The sequence below is a fragment of the Streptomyces sp. CLV115 genome (assembly GCF_038448545.1).
GTDB lineage: Bacteria > Actinomycetota > Actinomycetes > Streptomycetales > Streptomycetaceae > Streptomyces > Streptomyces sanglieri.
This window is the reverse complement of sequence record NZ_JBCEWQ010000047.1, coordinates 1-16,728: the sequence shown is the minus strand read 5'-3', so window position 1 is coordinate 16,728 and position 16,728 is coordinate 1. Positions and strand designations below refer to the sequence as shown.

The window sequence follows — 16,728 nt, the reverse complement described above, 5'->3', positions numbered from 1 at the left end:
GCCGGAACCCTCATGCGAAACTTTTCACATGAGCCATGGCCGCGCACCCCGACGCCGCTTCACCCTGCTCGCCGCCCCCGTTGCGGCCGCCGCCCTCGCCCTCACGCTGACCGCGTGCGGCGGGGACGGCAACAAGGCCGGCGGCGGTGGCAACACGAACTTCGTCACGGGCAGTGGCGGCATCTCCACCGTCGACAAGGGCGACCGCAAGGCCGCCCCGAAGCTGGACGGCGAGACCCTCGACGGCAAGCAGCTCGACGTCGCCTCCTACAAGGGCAAGGTCGTCGTGCTGAACATGTGGGGCTCCTGGTGCGGGCCCTGCCGTCTTGAGGCCCAGTACTTCTCCCGGGTCGCCAGGGAGATGAAGGGCAAGGACATCCAGTTCGTCGGGATCAACACCCGGGACGCCCAGAAGGGCCCCGCGGTGAGCTTCGAGAAGGACTACGGAGTCCCGTACCCGAGCCTCTTCGACCCGACCGGCAAGCTCATGCTCCGCTTCCCCAAGGGCACGCTGCGTCCGCAGGCCATCCCGTCGACCGTGGTGCTGGACCGGGACGGGAAGATCGCCGCCCGTTCGCTGGCCGCGCTCGACTCCGACCAGCTGCACAAGATGATCGACCCGCTGATGGCGGAGAAGTGATCAGGTGATCGCCCTCGCCGTCGCCGGCCAGAACGAGACCGTGATGAGCGGGGCCCTGGTGGTCGCCCTGCCCCTGGCCGTACTCGCCGGGCTCGTCTCGTTCTTCTCGCCGTGCGTCCTGCCGCTCGTCCCCGGCTACCTCAGTTACGTCACCGGGGTCAGCGGCACGGACCTGGCGCAGGCCAGGCGAGGGCGCATGGTCACCGGCGCCTCCCTGTTCGTGCTCGGCTTCACCGCCGTGTTCGTCTCCGGCGGCGCGCTCTTCGGCTTCTTCGGCCAGACCCTCCAGCAGCACAGCGAGATCCTCACCAAGATCCTCGGCGGGCTGATGATCCTCATGGGCATCTTCTTCATGGGCCTGATGCCCTGGATGACCCAGCGTGAGTTCCGTATCCACAAGAGGCCGGTGACCGGGCTGGCGGGCGCGCCCGTGCTGGGCGCCCTCTTCGGGATCGGCTGGACCCCGTGCCTGGGCCCCACCCTCAGTTCGGTGAGCATCCTCGCGGTGGAGCAGGGCACCGCCGGGCGCGGGGCGATACTGACCGTCGCGTACTGCCTCGGCCTCGGCGTCCCCTTCGTGCTCGCCGCCGTCGCCTTCCGCAAGGCGCTCGGCGCGTTCGGCTGGGTCAAGCGCCACTACGCATGGGTCATGCGCATCGGCGGCGTCATGATGATCGTGACCGGTCTCCTCCTGCTGACCGGCGTGTGGGGCACGATGATGCAGCAATTGCAGGTCTGGTCCAACGGCTTCACGGTGGGGATCTGAGTTCCATGAGCAACACCAAGTCCAACCCCCCCGCCGCGGAGCGGGAGGCCCAAGACGAGCGGGAGACGGAGAACGCCCGCGAGCTGGGCGCGGCCGGCTCCCGGCTCTCCACCGCCCCGAGCGAGGAGAGCTCGGCAGGGCTCCCGGCGATGGGTGTCATCGGCTGGGCCCGCTGGTTCTGGCGGCAGCTCACCTCGATGCGGGTCGCGCTGATCCTGCTCTTCCTGCTGTCGCTCGGCGCCATCCCCGGCTCGCTGATCCCGCAGAACAGCGTGGACGAGATGAAGGTGGAGACCTTCAAGAAGGCCCACACCACCGTCTCGCCGATCTACGAGAAGCTCCAGTTCTTCGACGTCTACAGCTCGGTGTGGTTCTCCGCGATCTACATCCTGCTGTTCGTCTCGCTCATCGGCTGCATCGTGCCGCGCACCGGCCAGTTCGTCGGCCAGCTGCGCAGCCGGCCGCCGGGCGCCCCCAAGCGCCTGACCAGGTTGCCCGCGTACACCACCTGGCGCACCGGGGCCGAGCCCGAGCAGGTCCGCGAGGCCGCGCTCGCGATGATGCGGAAGCGGCGCTACCGCGCGCACACCGCGGGCGACGCGGTCGCCGCGGAGAAGGGCTATCTGCGCGAGGCCGGGAACCTGGTCTTCCACGTCGCCCTGATCGTGATGCTGGTGGCGTTCGCCTTCGGACAGCTCTTCAAGTCCGAGGGCGGCAAGCTGGTCGTCGAGGGCGACGGCTTCTCCAACACGATCACCCAGTACGACAACTTCAAGTCCGGTTCGCTCTTCGACGCCGACTCCCTCGCCCCGTTCAGCTTCAAGCTCGACAAGTTCACCGGCACGTACGAGCGCAGCGGCCCCCAGAGGGGTACGCCCAGGACCTACGAGGCCCATGTGACGTACGAGAAGGGCGCGTACGGCAAGCCGCAGAAGTCCGTCATCAGGGTCAACGAGCCCCTGGTCGTCGACAGCACCAAGGTCTACCTCAACGCGCACGGCTACGCGCCGATCGTCTCCGTCAAGGACGGCAAGGGCAAGGAGGTCTACCGGAGCGCGGTGCCGCTGCTGCCCATCGACAACAACGTCACCTCCACCGGTGCGATCAAGGTCTTCGACGGCTACCGCGACAAGAACGGCAAGAAGACCCAGCTGGGCTTCCAGGCGTTCTTCGTGCCGACCTTCGCGGGCAACGGCAAGGGCACGATGTTCTCGCAGTTCCCGGCCCCCGACATGCCCGTCCTGGCACTCAACGGCTACCAGGGCTACCTCGGCCCCGACTCCGGGCTGGCGCAGAACGTGTACCAGCTGGACAAGTCCAAGATGACGGAGTTCAAGGACGCCGAGGGCAAGCAGCTCAAGCAGCGGCTGCTGGTCGGCGAGACGATGAAGCTGCCCGACGGCGCGGGCTCCATCACCTTCGAGGGCATCCAGGAATGGGCCAGCTTCCAGATCACCGAGCAGCCGGCCACCGGCTGGGCGCTCACCGGGGCCGTCGCCGCGATCGCCGGACTCGCCGGCTCGCTGTTCATCCAGCGGCGCCGGGTCTGGGTGCGGGCGGTGCGCGGCGCGGACGGCGTCACGGTCGTCGAAATGGCGGGTCTCGGCCGCAGCGAGTCCGCGAAGCTTCCCGAGGAGCTGGCCGGTCTCGCGGTCGCGCTCATCGCATCGGCACCCCCCGTGCCCGACGCCGCACCGGGCGCCGAGCCCGGTTCATCCCCCGAACCCGATTCCGACTCCGTCGAAGAATCCTCCGAAGAACCTGCCGAAGGGGCTGAGAAGTGAATCTCGCCGCCGCAACCAACGAGAACCTGGCGCACACCAGCAATGTGCTGATCTATTCGTCGATGGCCGTCTACACCCTGGCCTTCTTCGCCCACATCGCGGAGTGGGTGTTCGGCAGCCGCAGCAAGGTCGGCCGCACCGCCGCCGCGCTGACCGGCGAGGGCGCGGGCGCCGCCGCCTCGGTGAAGGTGCAGGTCGCGCAGCAGGGCGGCGGCACCGCCGTGCTGGAGCGCCCGAAGATCATCACGCGCGCGGCGGCCGGTACCCGCGACGTGCCGGACGGGCCCGGCGCGGCCGGCGGCACGTTCAAGGGCGACCTCTACGGGCGGATGGCGGTCTCCATGACCGTGCTCGCCTTCCTCGTCCAGGCCGGCGGGGTCCTCACCCGCGCGATGTCCGTGCAGCGTGCCCCCTGGGGCAACATGTACGAGTTCTCCATCACCTTCTCCACGGTGGCGGTCGGCGCGTACCTGATCCTGCTCGCGCTGAAGAAGAACGTCCGCTGGATGGGACTGCTCCTGGTCACCACGGTGCTGCTGGACCTCGGCATCGCGACCACCTGGCTCTACACCGACAGCGACCAGCTGGTGCCCGCGCTGCACTCGTACTGGCTGTGGATCCACGTCTCCACCGCCATCATCTGCGGCGCCGTGTTCTTCCTCGGCGGCGTCGGCACGCTGATGTACCTGTTCCGCGACAGCTACGAGAACAAGCTCGCGAACGGGGGCGAGCCGGGTGCATTCGCGCATTCCGTACTCTCCCGACTGCCCTCGGCCGCCTCGCTCGACAAGTTCTCGTACCGGATCAACGCGGCCGTCTTCCCGCTGTGGACGTTCACGATCATCGCGGGCGCCATCTGGGCGGGCGACGCCTGGGGCCGCTACTGGGGCTGGGACCCCAAGGAGGTCTGGTCCTTCATCACCTGGGTCGCGTACGCCTGTTACCTGCACGCCCGTGCCACCGCCGGCTGGAAGGGCCGCAAGGCCGCGTACCTGGCGCTGATTGCCTTCGGCTGCTGGATCTTCAACTACTACGGTGTGAACATCTTCGTCACCGGCAAGCACTCCTACGCCGGCGTCTGACCCGGTCCCGTACGGGTGCGGATCCCGCACCACCGGGCCACGCTGGAACCATGACCGATGCGACCGACGTCATCGAGCCCGGTACCAGCGAGACCCACGGTGACCTGCACACTCTGAGGTTCACGCTACGGCTGCCCCACCCGGTGCCCCGGGTGTGGGCAGCCGTTGCCAGTTCCGGGGGGCTGCGCGGCTGGCTGGCCGCCGCCGACCCCTTCGAGCCGCGGATGGGCGGAGCGATCACGCTGCGCTGGCTCAACACCGACCAGGAGGGGCAGGCGACGGTCGCGCCCGGCACCGTCACCGCCTGGGACGTCGAGCGGGTCGCCGAGTACACCCTCGAAGGGCTCCACGGCCGCATCCGCTTCCACCTGGAGCCGCCGCGCGGCGACCATGTGCTGCTGAGGTTCACCAACGAGTTCCGGGGCGACGACGAACTGCGCCTGGACTGCCTGGCCGGCTGGCACGACCACTTCCGCTACCTGGTGGACGCGCTCGACGGGTACCCCGCCGACTGGTCGAAGTGGACCCCGCTCCGGTGGGCCGGGCTGCGTGAGCAGTACGCGGCGGCCGAGCGCTGACCGGTCACGGCGCCGAGGCCGGCGGCAGGCACTTCGGATCCGGCGGCCCGCCCTCCGGCCAGGCGATCGCCACGAACCGCTGAACGGCGTCCCCGGGCGCCAGCTCCACCACCGGAACCGCCTTGTTGTACGGGTTGCCGTGGTTGTCCAGGCAGATCCAGCCGCCGGCCCCCGACACCTTCAGCGAACTCTTCACCCGCGGCCACTGCTCGCCCACGTCCGCGAGCTGCGGCAGCCGGCTGTCCTGCCCGGTCGCCTGCCGGACGGCGTGCACCGCCAGGGCCATCGCGTCGTGCGCGACGATGACCTGGCCGTCGGTCAGGGACTGGTGGTCCGTCGGGCCGATCGGACCGGCCGGCGCCTTCGACACCGTGGCCAGCAGATCCAGGAAGTCCCGGTAGTCCGCCGCGGAACCGCCCGTCGCCTTCCCGTTCCCCTTCTCCGTCGCCCAGGCGTCCGGGTGCGCCAGCGAGGCATAGCGGACGGTCACCTTCCGGCGCAGCGCGCTCCGGTCGAGCTTCTTGTCGTTGCCGAGGTACGAGCCCTCGTCGCCGGTCAGGATCGTGAACGCGCGGTTCTGGCAGCCCCGGGCCCCCAGCGCGTTGATGAACTGCCGCAGCTGGACGTGGCGTCCGGCGAAGAACACCGTCTCCGCGTCCGTGTCGCAGATCAGGTGGGTGATCTGCTGGAAGGTGTTGGCCGTGGTGCCCTCGTCGTTGGGGTCGCCGCGCGAGGTGAACAGCTCCGGCTGGTACCGGGTGCCCTTCACCAGCTCGGTGAAGGCCGCCCGCAGGGTGTCGGTGTAGTGGTCGCCGGTACGGGTGTCCTGCACCAGCAGCGCCTTGGCGGCCCTGACCTGCCCGAAGCGGGCCAGGGCGCGGGCCTCGTCCCGGTTGGTCGGCGAGACCCGGGCCAGACCGGGGAACGGGTCGTCCTTCGGGCCGTTGGCGATGTCGTCGGCCGTGATCGTGGTGCCGACGACCGCGATGCGCGCGGCGGTCAGCTCCTTGACCGCGGACTTGACCTGGGTACTGCTGGTGGCGACGCCCGAGACGGCCCGCAGGTTGTCCGGAGCCCCGGTCATCGTCTTCAGCCGGTCCACCGTCGGCCGCCACAGCAGGTTGTTCTTCCCGGTGTTGGCGAGCACCAGCCGGATCTTCGGCACCTGGTCGTTGGAGAGATGGTTGGCCCGGTACTGCGCGGCGAACGCGCCCTGCAGCTCCCGCTGCATCTTGGTCTGCATCGCCCCGTCCGTCGACGTCAGCGGCAGCAGCAGCGCGATCGTCGCGTACCTCCCGGACTTCAGGCCGGCGTTCTCGCGGGCGATGGCCGCGGCGACCTCGGTCAGCTTCGGGCGCCCGAAGTCGTAACCGTCGCCGGAGACACCGACGCACTCGTCGCTGCCCTGCGGCCGCTCGACGCCCTTCGCGCAGGAGCGGTCCTCGGGGGCGGTCAGCCGGCCGATGCCGTACCAGCCGGAGGTGATCACCAGGGCGCCGGCCAGCACCGAGGTGACGAGCTTCTGCCGGGTCGTGTACCAGAGGCGGTAGCGCAGTGGATTACGCATCCAGGCCACCGTTCCCCCGCTGTCGCCGCTGCCCGCCGCCGTCCGCAGCCGGCTCTCCCGGGGGCATGGACAGCGGACGCCAGGCCCTGACGTCCCGGGGCCAGTGCGACGCCGCGTCCCACAGCACGCTGTTGCCCGTGGGATGCCTGCCGGACAGTTGCCGCAGTTCGTGCGCCATCTTGTCGATCACCTCTTCGTCCGGCAGGGCCAGTGGATCGGACAGCAACCAGATGCCGTGCAGCAGCCGGCGCAGCAGCACATGGAGCTCCGCGACCGCCGGTTCGAGCCCCCTCGGCGCCGCGTTGTCCGCCCGGCCGAGCGCGACCGCGCGCCGCGGATCGGGGCCGGCGGACCCCCGGACGCGGGGGTACGGCGCCGAGGCGATGAAGCGCAGCGATTCGAGCCACGCCGCGACGTCCGGCTCCTCGAACCGCAGCCGCAGATGCCCCACGCACGCCTCCGCGTCGCCCAGCACCAGCTTCTGGTGCAGCAGATGCGGGACGCTCGGGCGCCGGCCGCCGGGCCCGTACGCCCCGCGCAGCGAGACATGTACCGCCTGCCACACCGCGTACGAGGGGTGGTCGTCGTCCTGGAACCGCAGCCGGTGCAGCAGCAGCGCGCGCAGCAGCGGATCGGCGACGAAGTGACCGGGCCCGACCGGCCAGTCGTCCGCCCGCAGCGCGTCCCGCATCCGCAGTGCCACATCGCCGTCCGGCGAGCCCCGGCCCAGCCGGCTCTCCGCCAGCAGCCGCGCCGACTCCTCGCCGTGCGCGGCGGCCAGCACGCTCAGGAACTCCAGCCGCTGCCCGGACCCCGGCAGCAACCGGGCCAGCAGCTCGTCCGCGACCCGGGCCGGTGCCCGGTCCTCGCGCACCTCCACCACGCAGTCCAGCAGCGATCCCGGCACCAGCGAGGCGGGCTCCGGCGTCTCGCCCGCCGCCAGCGCCAGCAGCTCCACCGCCAGCGGACGCCCGCCCGTCAGCCGGTGCACCCCCCGGGCCAGCCCGGCCGGGATGCGGCCCGCCCGGTCGTACCGGTCGAACGCGGAGCGCACCTGTTCCGGGCCCAGCGGTGTCAGCTCCACGGCCAGGATCCCGGCCGTCACCCCCGTGCCCCTGGACCAGTGCGAGCCGTGCGCCACCTCGGGCAGCCGCCGCCGCACCGCATGGCTCAGCCCCTCGTGGTCCCGGACCCGGGCGGAGGCGAACACCGCGATCCGGTCGAGCACCCCGGCGGCCCGCTGCCGCAGCAGCGGCTCCACCAGCTGCCGGCCCAGCGGGGTGTGCGCGTTGTCGACGAGCAGCACCGGCCGGCCCCGGCGGGCGCCCCAGGCCAGGCCCCCGTAGGCCGCGACCAGGTCCGCGGCCAGCGCGAGCACCAGATGGTCCTCGGCCCGGCGGCGCAGATCGCCGCCGCGCTCGAAGTCGACCGCCAGCTGCCGCAGCCCGATCCGGCCGTTGCCGCCCGCGTGCGGATAGCTTCCGTACCAGTCGGCCGAGCGTCGCTGGAAGCGGTTGAACGATTCCTCCAGGACCGTCTCGACCGTGGCCTCCGCGACCATCCCGGCCATCGGGGCCACCGAGTCGAAGGCGCTGGCGGCCAGCTTCGTCAGCACCTTGGTGACCCAGCCGGTCGCCGCGTCCCCACGGCCGTCCACGGTCGCCAGCATCGGGCCGAGCGACTGGAGATCGCGCCGCGCCCGGGTCTCGTCCTCGCGGGTCCAGGAGATGGAGGCGACCGCCACCAGCCCGAGGCTCAGCCGGGGGAACTGCACCGGACGGGCGGCCCGCACCCTGGCCGTGAGCTGGGTGGCGAGCTCCGGCAGCGCCCCGGTGACCGGGGTCCAGCCGGGCCCCGCGTCGTCCGGGGCCACGACGGCCTCGCAGTCGACCAGGGCGACCGGGGTGATCTCCCGGTAGAGGTGGCGCAGTTGCTTGAGGACGGCGGTCTTGCCCATGCCGCGGCCGCCGGTGAGCACGGCGACCGGCAGATCGTCGCGGTGCTCGTAGCCGACCCGGACGGAGCCGTGCGGAGTGAGGCCGGTCAGGCGCGCGGCAAGTCCGTCGTCGTCGAAGATCGCCTCGCGTCCGTACAGCTCTCTCTGCACAGCACCCCCAGCGCCGGAGCTCCATCCGATCTGTCACACCGTCAACACGAGCGTATCGCCCGGGTGTTGGGGAGTGGAGGGGATTTTCGAACGTTCCGGGGGAGTGTGCGGCCGGGGATCAGCCGGCGCCGATGTCCTCGTTCCAGAGGTCGGGGTGGTCGCGCACGAACTCCCGCATGAGCGCGACGCATTCGGCGTCGTCGAGCAGCACGATCTCCACCCCGTGCCGGGCCAGCCAGTCGTGCCCGCCGCTGAACGTGCGCGCCTCGCCGATCACCACCCGCGAGATCCCGAACTGCCGCACGAGTCCGCTGCAGTACCAGCACGGGGAGAGCGTCGTCACCATCGTCGTGCCGCGGTACGAGCGCTGCCGCCCGGCGGCGCGGAACGCGGCGGTCTCCGCGTGCAGCGACGGATCGCCGTCCTGGACGCGGCGATTGCGACCACGGCCGAGGAGCGCCCCGTCCGCCCCGTACAGGGCGGCGCCGATGGGAACACCGCCCTCGGCAAGACCCGTACGGGCCTCGGCGAGGGCGGTGGCGAGCATGGTCGCGTCGTTCATACGTACGTGGTCCGGGAGCTACTCGCCGGAGGGGCTCGGGCTGTCGCCGTTCTCGCGGCGCTTCAGCTCCTCCTCGCGGCGGCGCAGATCGGCCTCCCAGTCCTTGAGGAGCGACTCGTCCTTCTTGTTCTCGTCCTTCAGCGCTTTCAGGAACTCCGGATTGTCGTCCGGCGCCACCCACTGCGAACGGTGGTTGCGGTGCCACTCGGACGGCGTACGGCCCCCGGCGGGCGCGTGGCGCATCTTGCCCGCGGCCAGCCAGACGATCGGGCCGACGATCCAGAACAGCAGGATGATGAAGACCCAGGCGATCTTCGGCAGGTGCTTGGCCTCGTCCTCGGGGGTGTTCAGGCAGTCGATGAACGCATAGATCGTCAGCGCCAGAGGCAGGAGATAGATCAGGGCCCGGAACATGATGGAAAGGTCCCCCTGCGGAGAGTTGGCGGGGCTTGTCCCGCCCCGGTTCGGGCCCAGGGTATCCGGTGGCCGTGACATATCACGGCGAGCGGGGTGAACCGGCCGGGGTACGGGGGCGCGCGGGTCACGGCCGGCCGGGGTGGGGCCCCCGGGGTGATCGGCGACGGTGATGACAAACTGGACGGCATGGCTTACGACGATCTTCGTTCCCTCCTCCGGGCCCTGGAGCGCGAGGGCGAGCTCAAGCGCATCAAGGCCGAGGTCGACCCCTACCTGGAGGTCGGCGAGATCGTCGACCGGGTGAACAAGGCGGGCGGCCCCGCGCTGCTCTTCGAGAACGTCAAGGGGTCCTCGATGCCCCTGGCCATGAACGTCTTCGGTACCGACAAGCGGCTGCTCAAGGCGCTCGGCCTGAAGTCGTACGCCGACATCAGCGACAAGATCGGCGGGCTGCTCAAGCCGGAGCTGCCGCACGGCTTCGTCGGGGTGCGGGAGGCCTTCGGGAAGCTCGGCTCGATGGTGCACGTGCCGCCGAAGAAGGTGAAGCAGGAGAGCGCCCCGGTGCAGGAGGTCGTCCTCACCGGCGACGACGTGGACCTGGACCGGCTGCCCGCGCTCTTCACCTGGCCCGAGGACGGCGGCTCCTTCTTCAACCTGGGGCTCACCCACACCAAGCACCCGGAGACCGGCGTGCGGAACCTGGGGCTGTACCGGCTCCAGCGCCACGACAGGCGCACCATCGGGATGCACTGGCAGATCCACAAGGACAGCCGCAACCACTACCAGGTCGCCGCCAAGCGCGGCGAGCGGCTGCCGGTGGCCATCGCCTTCGGCGCCCCTCCCGCGGTGACGTACGCCTCCACCGCGCCGCTGCCGGGGGACATCGACGAGTACCTCTTCGCCGGGTTCATCCAGGGCAAGCGGATCGAGATGGTCGACTGCAAGACCGTGCCGCTCCAGGTCCCGGCGCAGGCCGAGGTCGTCATCGAGGGCTGGCTGGAGCCCGGCGAGATGCTTCCCGAGGGACCGTTCGGCGACCACACCGGTTTCTACACGCCGCAGGAACCGTTCCCCGCGCTGACCATCGACTGCGTGACCATGCGGAAGCGTCCGCTGCTCCAGTCGATCGTGGTGGGCCGGCCGCCGACCGAGGACGGGCCGCTGGGGCGGGCCACCGAACGGTTCTTCCTGCCGCTCCTCAAGATCATCGTGCCGGACATCGTGGACTACCACCTGCCCGAGGCGGGCGGCTTCCACAACTGTGCGATCGTCTCGATCGACAAGAAGTACCCCAAGCACGCCCAGAAGGTGATGAGCGCGATCTGGGGCGCGCACATGATGTCGCTGACCAAGCTGATCGTGGTCGTGGACTCCGACTGCGACGTCCACGATCTGCACGAGGTCGCCTGGCGGGCACTCGGCAACACGGACTACGCGCGGGACCTGACCGTCACCGAGGGGCCGGTCGACCATCTCGACCACGCCTCCTACCAGCAGTTCTGGGGCGGCAAGGCGGGCATCGACGCGACGAGGAAGTGGCCCGAGGAGGGCTACACCCGGGACGGAGGCTGGCCGGAGATGGTCGAGTCCGACCCCGAGACGGCGGCGAAGGTCGACCGCCGGTGGAAGGAATACGGACTGTGAGCGCAGCCGAAGCAGCAGCACTGGGCTCAGGGCCCGTACATCCGACCGGCAAGGTCAAGGCGTTCCTGCGGCTCGTGATGATCGAGCACTCGGTCTTCGCGCTGCCCTTCGCGTACATCGCCGCCCTGACCGCGATGTTCCGGGCGAACGGTTCCATTCACTGGGTCACGCTGCTGCTCGTCACCGTCGCGATGGTGGGGCTGCGGACCTTCGCGATGGCCTGCAACCGGATCATCGACCGGGAGATCGACGCCCGGAACCCGCGCACCGCGAGCCGGGAGCTGGTCACCGGGGCGGTCTCGGTGAAGTCGGCGTGGACGGGGGCGCTCGTCGCCGTCGTCGCCTTCCTCGGCGCGGCCGCGCTGCTGAACCCGCTCTGCCTGGCGCTCGCGCCGGTCGCCGTCGTGCCGATGGTGGTCTATCCGTACGGCAAGCGGTTCACCCACTACCCGCACGCCATTCTCGGTCTCGCGCAGGCCATAGGGCCGATCGGTGCCTGGCTGGCGGTGACCGGCAGCTGGTCCTGGGAGGCGGTGATCCTCGGCCTCGCGGTCGGGATCTGGATCGGTGGCTTCGACCTGATCTTCGGCTGCCAGGACGTCCAGGCGGACCGGGCGCACGGGGTGCGTTCGGTGCCGGCCCGGTTCGGCATTCCGGCCGCGCTGTGGGGCGCCCGGGTCTGCCACGCGGTGACGACCGGGCTGCTGGTCTGGTTCGGGCTGGCCACCGGGGCCGGGCTCTTCTACTGGATCGGCATGGTGATCGTCGCCGTCGCGTTCGTGTACGAGCACCGGGTGGTGCGGCCGCACGATCTGTCCCGGCTGAACCGGGCGTTCTTCTCGGTCAACGGGTTCATCGGCATCGCGCTCTTCGCCTGTGCGCTGCTGGATCTGCTGGTGCGGGGCCTGACGGTCTGAGCCGGTCCCGGGCCGTGTCCGGCAGACCGGGGACCTCGCCCTCGACCGGCCGCCCAGGGCGCGGCGCGCCGGTTTGACGAGGTGGGCCGGCTGTCGCGGTCAAGATCCGCCGCGTCACGGGTTCGTCCCGGCGGCCGGCGGTCGCGGGCAACCGCGCGACGACGGCGGGAACCGCTGTGCGGCCAGGGGCGGCGCGGCCCGGCGCGGTGCGGTGCGCCCGTTCGGGTTCTGTGCGTGTAACAGGGGTGTATTAGCGGGTGGTTGGGCGGAACGCGTGGTCCCGCCGGGCTTCTCTTGGTGGGCAGAAACGCTCGCTCGTACCGATCCGTACCGAGCAACCGCACCCCCCACCGATCCTGAGGAAGTAACGATGCGCGTACGCAAGCTCACCTTCGCAGCCCTGGCCGTCGCCGCAGGTCTCTCGCTCACGGCCTGCCAGAACGGCGAGGACGACCTGGGACAGACCGCTCCGCCGTCGTCCGCGTCCGGTGCGGCTTCCGCGAGCAATGGTTCGGGTTCGGGTGGCGCGGACCAGGGCGGCGGGAAGGACTCCGACGGGAAGGGGTCCGGTGGGCAGGGCACGGCCGCCGGGACCGGTTCCAACGAGAACGGCAAGACCGGCAAGTGCCGCACCGACGAGCTGGAGATCAGCGCGACGGACGCCACCGTCGGCGGCGACACCGACGGCACCGTCGCGGTGGAGCTCAAGAACGGCGGGGGCAGGGACTGTCTGCTCTCCGGGTACGCGGGTGTCGATCTGAAGACGAGCGCGGGGTCGCTGTCGGCGGTGCGTACGGGTGAGAAGTCGACCCCGATGACTCTCAAGGACGGGAAGTCGGTGTACTTCGGCATCAGCTACCCGGTCAACGAGTCGGGTGGTTCCGGTGTCCGGGTCACGGGGCTGGTGGTGACCCCGCCGGACGAGACGAAGTCGGTCACCCTCGACTGGCCGGGTGCCGCGTCGCTGCCCGTCACGGACGGGTCCGGTTCCCAGGTGAAGGTCGGCCCGATGGGCAGCGCCGGCCAGGGCGAGGGCTGACCCGGACACACCGGCTCCGCCCGCGCTCTACGGTATGAGCGGCCGAACGGGCGTCGCCGTGCCCCGGCCGCGCGCGGGGCGGCGGAAGACGAACGCCGCCGCCACACCCGCCGCCAGCCCGAAGAGGTGCCCCTGCCAGCTGACCGAGGTGTTGGCGGGGGAGATCCCCACCAGGATCGACGAGCCCCATGTCGCGCCGATCAGCAGTCCGGCGCCGACGTCGAGCATTCTGCGGTCCACGAAGCCCCGGACGAGCAGATAGCCGAAGAGGCCGAAGACCAGCCCGGACGCGCCCGCCGTGTTGGAGCCGCTCGGCGAGACCAGCCAGACGCCGAGCCCGTCGACCACGATGATCATCGCGGTCACGGCGGCGAATCTGCGGACACCGCTGAGCGCGGCGAGGAAGCCGAAGACCAGCAGCGGCACGCTGTTGGAGGCGACATGGCCGAAGCCGAAGTGGATGAACGACGCGGGCACCACGTCCAGCAGCTCGGCGGCCCGGCGGGGCTCTATCCCGAAGCCGTCCAGCGAGTGACCGGTCGAGGCGTCGACGATTTCGAGCAGCCAGAGGAAGGCCACCCAGCCCAGCATCAGCTTGGCCGCGGTCCTCGCGCGCCCGCCCGCACCCCATGCCGGTGCGGATCGGTCCGGCATCACGGCCATCGTGCCCCCTGGTGTCCCCTGACGTTCCCGGTCGTCCTGCTCCCGACCCTGGAACGACCGGGGCACCTTACCCGGTTCCGCTTTCGTACCGCCGGATAGGCTCGGGTATGTGAATTCCGGGACTTCAGTAAGTCAGCACCAGCGACAGCCTTGGATTGTCGGGGTTTCAGGCGCTTCGGGCACCCCTTTCGCCGCCGCAGTGCTGCGCGGCCTGCTGGCCGCCGGGGAGAGCGTCGACCTGGTGGTGAGCCGGGCCTCGCGGCTGACCCTGCTGGACGAGACCGGGATCGCCTTCCGCGACGCGCACTGGCAGGAGGACCTGCGCGGCTGGCTGGCGCGCGGGGCGGACGGGAAGCCGCACACCTTCGACGTGGACGTCGACGACGTACGGCACTGGGCGGCCGGTGACCTCGCGGCGGGGCCGTCCTCGGGTTCGTACCCGGCGAAGGGGATGCTGATCGTCCCGGCCTCGACGGCCTGTGTGGCCGGAGTGGCGCTCGGGCTCTCGAAGGATCTGCTCCAGCGGGCCGCGAGCGTGACGCTCAAGGAGCGGCGGAAGCTGGTCGTAGCGGTGCGGGAGACTCCGCTGAACGGTCAGACGCTGAAGCATCTGGTGAGCCTGGACGAGGCGGGCGCCGTGGTGCTGCCCGCCTCTCCGGCGTTCTACGCGGGGGCGACGCACATCCAGGATCTGGTGGACTTCGTCGCCGGGCGGGTACTGGACGCGGCGGGGGTGCCGCACGACCTGTACCGCCGGTGGGAGGGAGAGCTCGGTGGCGGCTCCCGCGACTCCCGTGGCTGAGCCTCGGGTCAGCGCTTCTTCATGGCGCGCGGCTTACGGGTCCGGTCGACCCGGTGCGCGGCGGCGGGCTGGTGGGCACGCGAGCGGTTGGCCAGGTCCTGCAGCTCGCGCATTCGGGCGTAGGCCATCTCGATCGTGTACACGGTGTTTTCACTCCTGAAGATTCGAAAGCATTTTTTGGATGTTCTAGAAGATTTGCAGGCGATGAAGCCCGCATGCCTTAGATTCTACACATAGACTCGCGATACTGCTGAATAATGGAAGGTTTCAGTCACATGGACGCGGTGGACAGGCAGCTCATCCAGGCCCTCAGAGAGAACGGCAGGGCCTCGTACGCCGAGCTGGGGCGGCTCGTCGGGCTCTCCGGGCCCAGCGTCACCGACCGCATCAACCGGCTGGAAACCGCCGGTGTCATCACCGGCTACCGCGCCACCGTCGACGCCGCTTCCCTCGGGCTCGGGGTCACGGCCCTGATCGGCATCTCGCTCTCCGACGCGGCCGATCACGAGGACGTGGCGCGCCGGCTGAAGGACCTGGCGGAGATCGAGGACGCCTGGTTCATCGCGGGTGACGACTCGTACATGCTCAAGGTGCGCGTCGGTGACGTGGACGGTCTGGAGAAGACCATCCGCCGGCTCAGCGGCACGCGGGGTGTCTCGCGCACCCGGACCACGATCGTGCTCTCCACCAAGTGGGAGAACCGGGTCGGGGAACTTCCCGAGGAGCCGTAGGCGTAACGTGGTGGAGCCCCCGGGGACCGGGGGTTTCGCCCGGTGTCAACCGTCCGGGAAACGCACAGCACGTCGACAACTGGGAGGCAGCCGCATGGACGTCGGGCTCAAGCGCGAGCTGGAGGAGAAGGTCCGCGCAGGAGAGCGGCTGACCCGTGAGGACGGCATCGCCCTCTACGAGTCGGACGACCTGGCCTGGCTCGGTGGCCTCGCCCATGAGGTGCGCACGCGGATGAACGGCGACGTCGTGCACTTCAACGTCAACCGGCACCTCAACATGACGAACGTGTGCACCGCGTCGTGCGCGTACTGCTCGTTCCAGCGCAAGCCGGGCGAGAAGGACGCGTACACCATGCGCATCGAGGAGGCCGTCCGCCTCGCGAAGGCGATGGAGGGCGAGAGCCTCACCGAGCTGCACATCGTCAACGGGCTGCACCCCACGCTGCCCTGGCGCTACTACCCGCGCTCGCTCTCCGCCCTGAAGGAGGCCCTGCCGCAGGTCTCCCTCAAGGCCTTCACCGCCACCGAGATCCACCACTTCGAGACCATCTCCGGGCTCTCCGCCTCCGAGATCCTGGACGAGCTGATCGAGGCCGGCCTGGAGTCGCTGACCGGCGGCGGCGCGGAGATCTTCGACTGGGAGGTCCGTCAGCACATCGTGGACCACGCCACCCATTGGGAGGACTGGTCGCGGATCCACCGCCTGGCGCACGAGAAGGGTCTCAAGACCCCGGCGACCATGCTGTACGGGCACATCGAGGAGCCCCGGCACCGCGTCGACCACGTGCTGCGGCTGCGTGAGCTCCAGGACGAGACGAACGGCTTCCAGGTCTTCATCCCGCTGCGCTACCAGCACGACTTCGTGGACATGAAGGACGGCAAGGTCCGCAACAAGCTCCAGGCGCGCACGACGATGGCGACCGGCGCCGAGGCGCTGAAGACCTTCGCGGTCTCCCGGCTGCTCTTCGACAACGTCCCGCACGTCAAGGTCTTCTGGGTGATGCACGGGGTGCAGACCGCCCAGCTCGCGCTGCAGCACGGTGCGGACGACATGGACGGCTCGGTCGTCGAGTACAAGATCACGCACGACGCGGACAACTACGGCACGCCGAACAAGCTCGGCCGTGAGGACCTGCTGGACCTGATCCGCGACGCGGGCTTCCGCCCGGTCGAGCGCAACACCCGGTACGAGATCATCCGCGAGTACCCGGGCCCGGACGCCGGGCGGCGCGAGTCGCCGCAGCCGATGCGCGTCTGACCCGCGAGCCTCCAGCAGTCCAGATGTACGGGAGCCCCGGCCGCCGGCGAATTCCAGGGGTCGTTGCAACACAGAGGTCAACTGGCTGTGGCCAGGAGCTTAGTGAGACGCTTGGCTGGGGTTTCCCAGCCAAGCGTTTTGCGTGGCCGGCTGTTCAGTTCGGCGGCGACG

17 protein-coding genes are annotated in these 16,728 nt (G+C 70.2%); 11 read left to right on the top strand and 6 right to left on the bottom strand.

Translation table 11 applies throughout. The features are described 5' to 3' along the window. The first annotated feature begins 28 nt into the window (after positions 1-28). From AADR41_RS18190 to AADR41_RS18170, 5 genes are read left to right on the top strand one after another with little or no spacing between them, the layout of a single operon-like run. Entirely contained in the window at positions 29-640 is a 612-nt protein-coding gene (locus AADR41_RS18190; protein ID WP_342282460.1) for a TlpA family protein disulfide reductase, read from the top strand. A gap of 43 nt (positions 641-683) precedes the next feature. Then, on the top strand, positions 684-1,406 hold the full coding sequence (locus AADR41_RS18185; protein WP_446751068.1) for a cytochrome c biogenesis CcdA family protein: 723 nt from the start codon (positions 684-686) through the stop codon (positions 1,404-1,406). Between the two features lie 5 nt (positions 1,407-1,411). Further along, entirely contained in the window at positions 1,412-3,190 is a 1,779-nt protein-coding gene (gene resB, locus AADR41_RS18180; RefSeq protein WP_342282458.1) for a cytochrome c biogenesis protein ResB, read from the top strand. Then, positions 3,187-4,272, top strand: a complete 1,086-nt coding sequence (ccsB, locus tag AADR41_RS18175; protein ID WP_342282457.1) for a c-type cytochrome biogenesis protein CcsB — start codon at positions 3,187-3,189, stop codon at positions 4,270-4,272. Before resB ends, ccsB begins: the two co-directional genes overlap by 4 nt. 50 nt (positions 4,273-4,322) lie before the next feature. Further along, complete coding sequence (locus AADR41_RS18170; RefSeq protein ID WP_342282456.1) at positions 4,323-4,850, top strand: SRPBCC domain-containing protein; 528 nt, start codon at positions 4,323-4,325, stop codon at positions 4,848-4,850. A gap of 4 nt (positions 4,851-4,854) precedes the next feature. Here AADR41_RS18170 and AADR41_RS18165 read toward each other — a convergent pair whose 3' ends face one another. From AADR41_RS18165 to AADR41_RS18150, 4 genes are all read right to left on the bottom strand, one after another. Next, positions 4,855-6,417: a hypothetical protein gene (locus AADR41_RS18165; RefSeq protein ID WP_342282455.1), complete on the bottom strand. Its 1,563-nt coding sequence runs from the start codon at positions 6,415-6,417 to the stop codon at positions 4,855-4,857. Then, positions 6,410-8,524, bottom strand: coding sequence for a hypothetical protein (locus AADR41_RS18160; protein ID WP_342282454.1), 2,115 nt, complete (start codon positions 8,522-8,524; stop codon positions 6,410-6,412). The genes AADR41_RS18165 and AADR41_RS18160 overlap by 8 nt, the downstream gene beginning before the upstream one ends. Positions 8,525-8,642: 118 nt before the next feature. Further along, positions 8,643-9,086 carry a nucleoside deaminase gene (locus AADR41_RS18155; protein ID WP_342282453.1) on the bottom strand — a complete coding sequence of 148 codons (444 nt, stop codon included), beginning with the start codon at positions 9,084-9,086 and terminating at the stop codon, positions 8,643-8,645. Positions 9,087-9,104: 18 nt separating this feature from the next. Continuing rightward, complete coding sequence (locus AADR41_RS18150; protein ID WP_342282452.1) at positions 9,105-9,500, bottom strand: PLD nuclease N-terminal domain-containing protein; 396 nt, start codon at positions 9,498-9,500, stop codon at positions 9,105-9,107. Positions 9,501-9,689: 189 nt separating this feature from the next. Between AADR41_RS18150 and AADR41_RS18145 the strand changes: the two genes are divergently transcribed. The 3 genes from AADR41_RS18145 to AADR41_RS18135 all read left to right on the top strand — a co-directional run bounded on the left by AADR41_RS18145 (position 9,690) and on the right by AADR41_RS18135 (position 13,103). Then, positions 9,690-11,147, top strand: coding sequence for a menaquinone biosynthesis decarboxylase (locus tag AADR41_RS18145; RefSeq protein WP_342282451.1), 1,458 nt, complete (start codon positions 9,690-9,692; stop codon positions 11,145-11,147). Further along, complete coding sequence (gene mqnP, locus AADR41_RS18140) at positions 11,144-12,064, top strand: menaquinone biosynthesis prenyltransferase MqnP (RefSeq protein ID WP_342282450.1); 921 nt, start codon at positions 11,144-11,146, stop codon at positions 12,062-12,064. Before AADR41_RS18145 ends, mqnP begins: the two co-directional genes overlap by 4 nt. A gap of 370 nt (positions 12,065-12,434) precedes the next feature. After that, positions 12,435-13,103: a DUF4232 domain-containing protein gene (locus tag AADR41_RS18135; protein ID WP_342282449.1), complete on the top strand. Its 669-nt coding sequence runs from the start codon at positions 12,435-12,437 to the stop codon at positions 13,101-13,103. A gap of 27 nt (positions 13,104-13,130) precedes the next feature. On the opposite strand, the gene AADR41_RS18130 is transcribed toward AADR41_RS18135, so the two are convergent. Then, positions 13,131-13,757, bottom strand: coding sequence for a rhomboid family intramembrane serine protease (locus AADR41_RS18130; protein ID WP_342282448.1), 627 nt, complete (start codon positions 13,755-13,757; stop codon positions 13,131-13,133). 118 nt (positions 13,758-13,875) lie between these two features. Between AADR41_RS18130 and AADR41_RS18125 the strand changes: the two genes are divergently transcribed. Then, positions 13,876-14,568: a UbiX family flavin prenyltransferase gene (locus AADR41_RS18125; RefSeq protein ID WP_342282447.1), complete on the top strand. Its 693-nt coding sequence runs from the start codon at positions 13,876-13,878 to the stop codon at positions 14,566-14,568. A gap of 8 nt (positions 14,569-14,576) precedes the next feature. Here AADR41_RS18125 and AADR41_RS18120 read toward each other — a convergent pair whose 3' ends face one another. Next, positions 14,577-14,711 (bottom strand): hypothetical protein, encoded by a 135-nt coding sequence (locus AADR41_RS18120; protein ID WP_256260259.1) that lies wholly within the window; start codon positions 14,709-14,711, stop codon positions 14,577-14,579. 132 nt (positions 14,712-14,843) lie between these two features. On the opposite strand from AADR41_RS18120, the gene AADR41_RS18115 reads away from it, so the two are divergent. Next, the gene (locus AADR41_RS18115; protein WP_342282446.1) at positions 14,844-15,299 is read left to right on the top strand and encodes an Lrp/AsnC family transcriptional regulator; all 456 of its coding nucleotides are present in this window, start codon (positions 14,844-14,846) and stop codon (positions 15,297-15,299) included. A gap of 94 nt (positions 15,300-15,393) precedes the next feature. Then, a complete protein-coding gene (mqnE, locus tag AADR41_RS18110; protein WP_342282445.1) occupies positions 15,394-16,557 on the top strand; it encodes an aminofutalosine synthase MqnE in 1,164 nt (387 codons plus the stop codon). Positions 16,558-16,728 lie beyond the last annotated feature (171 nt).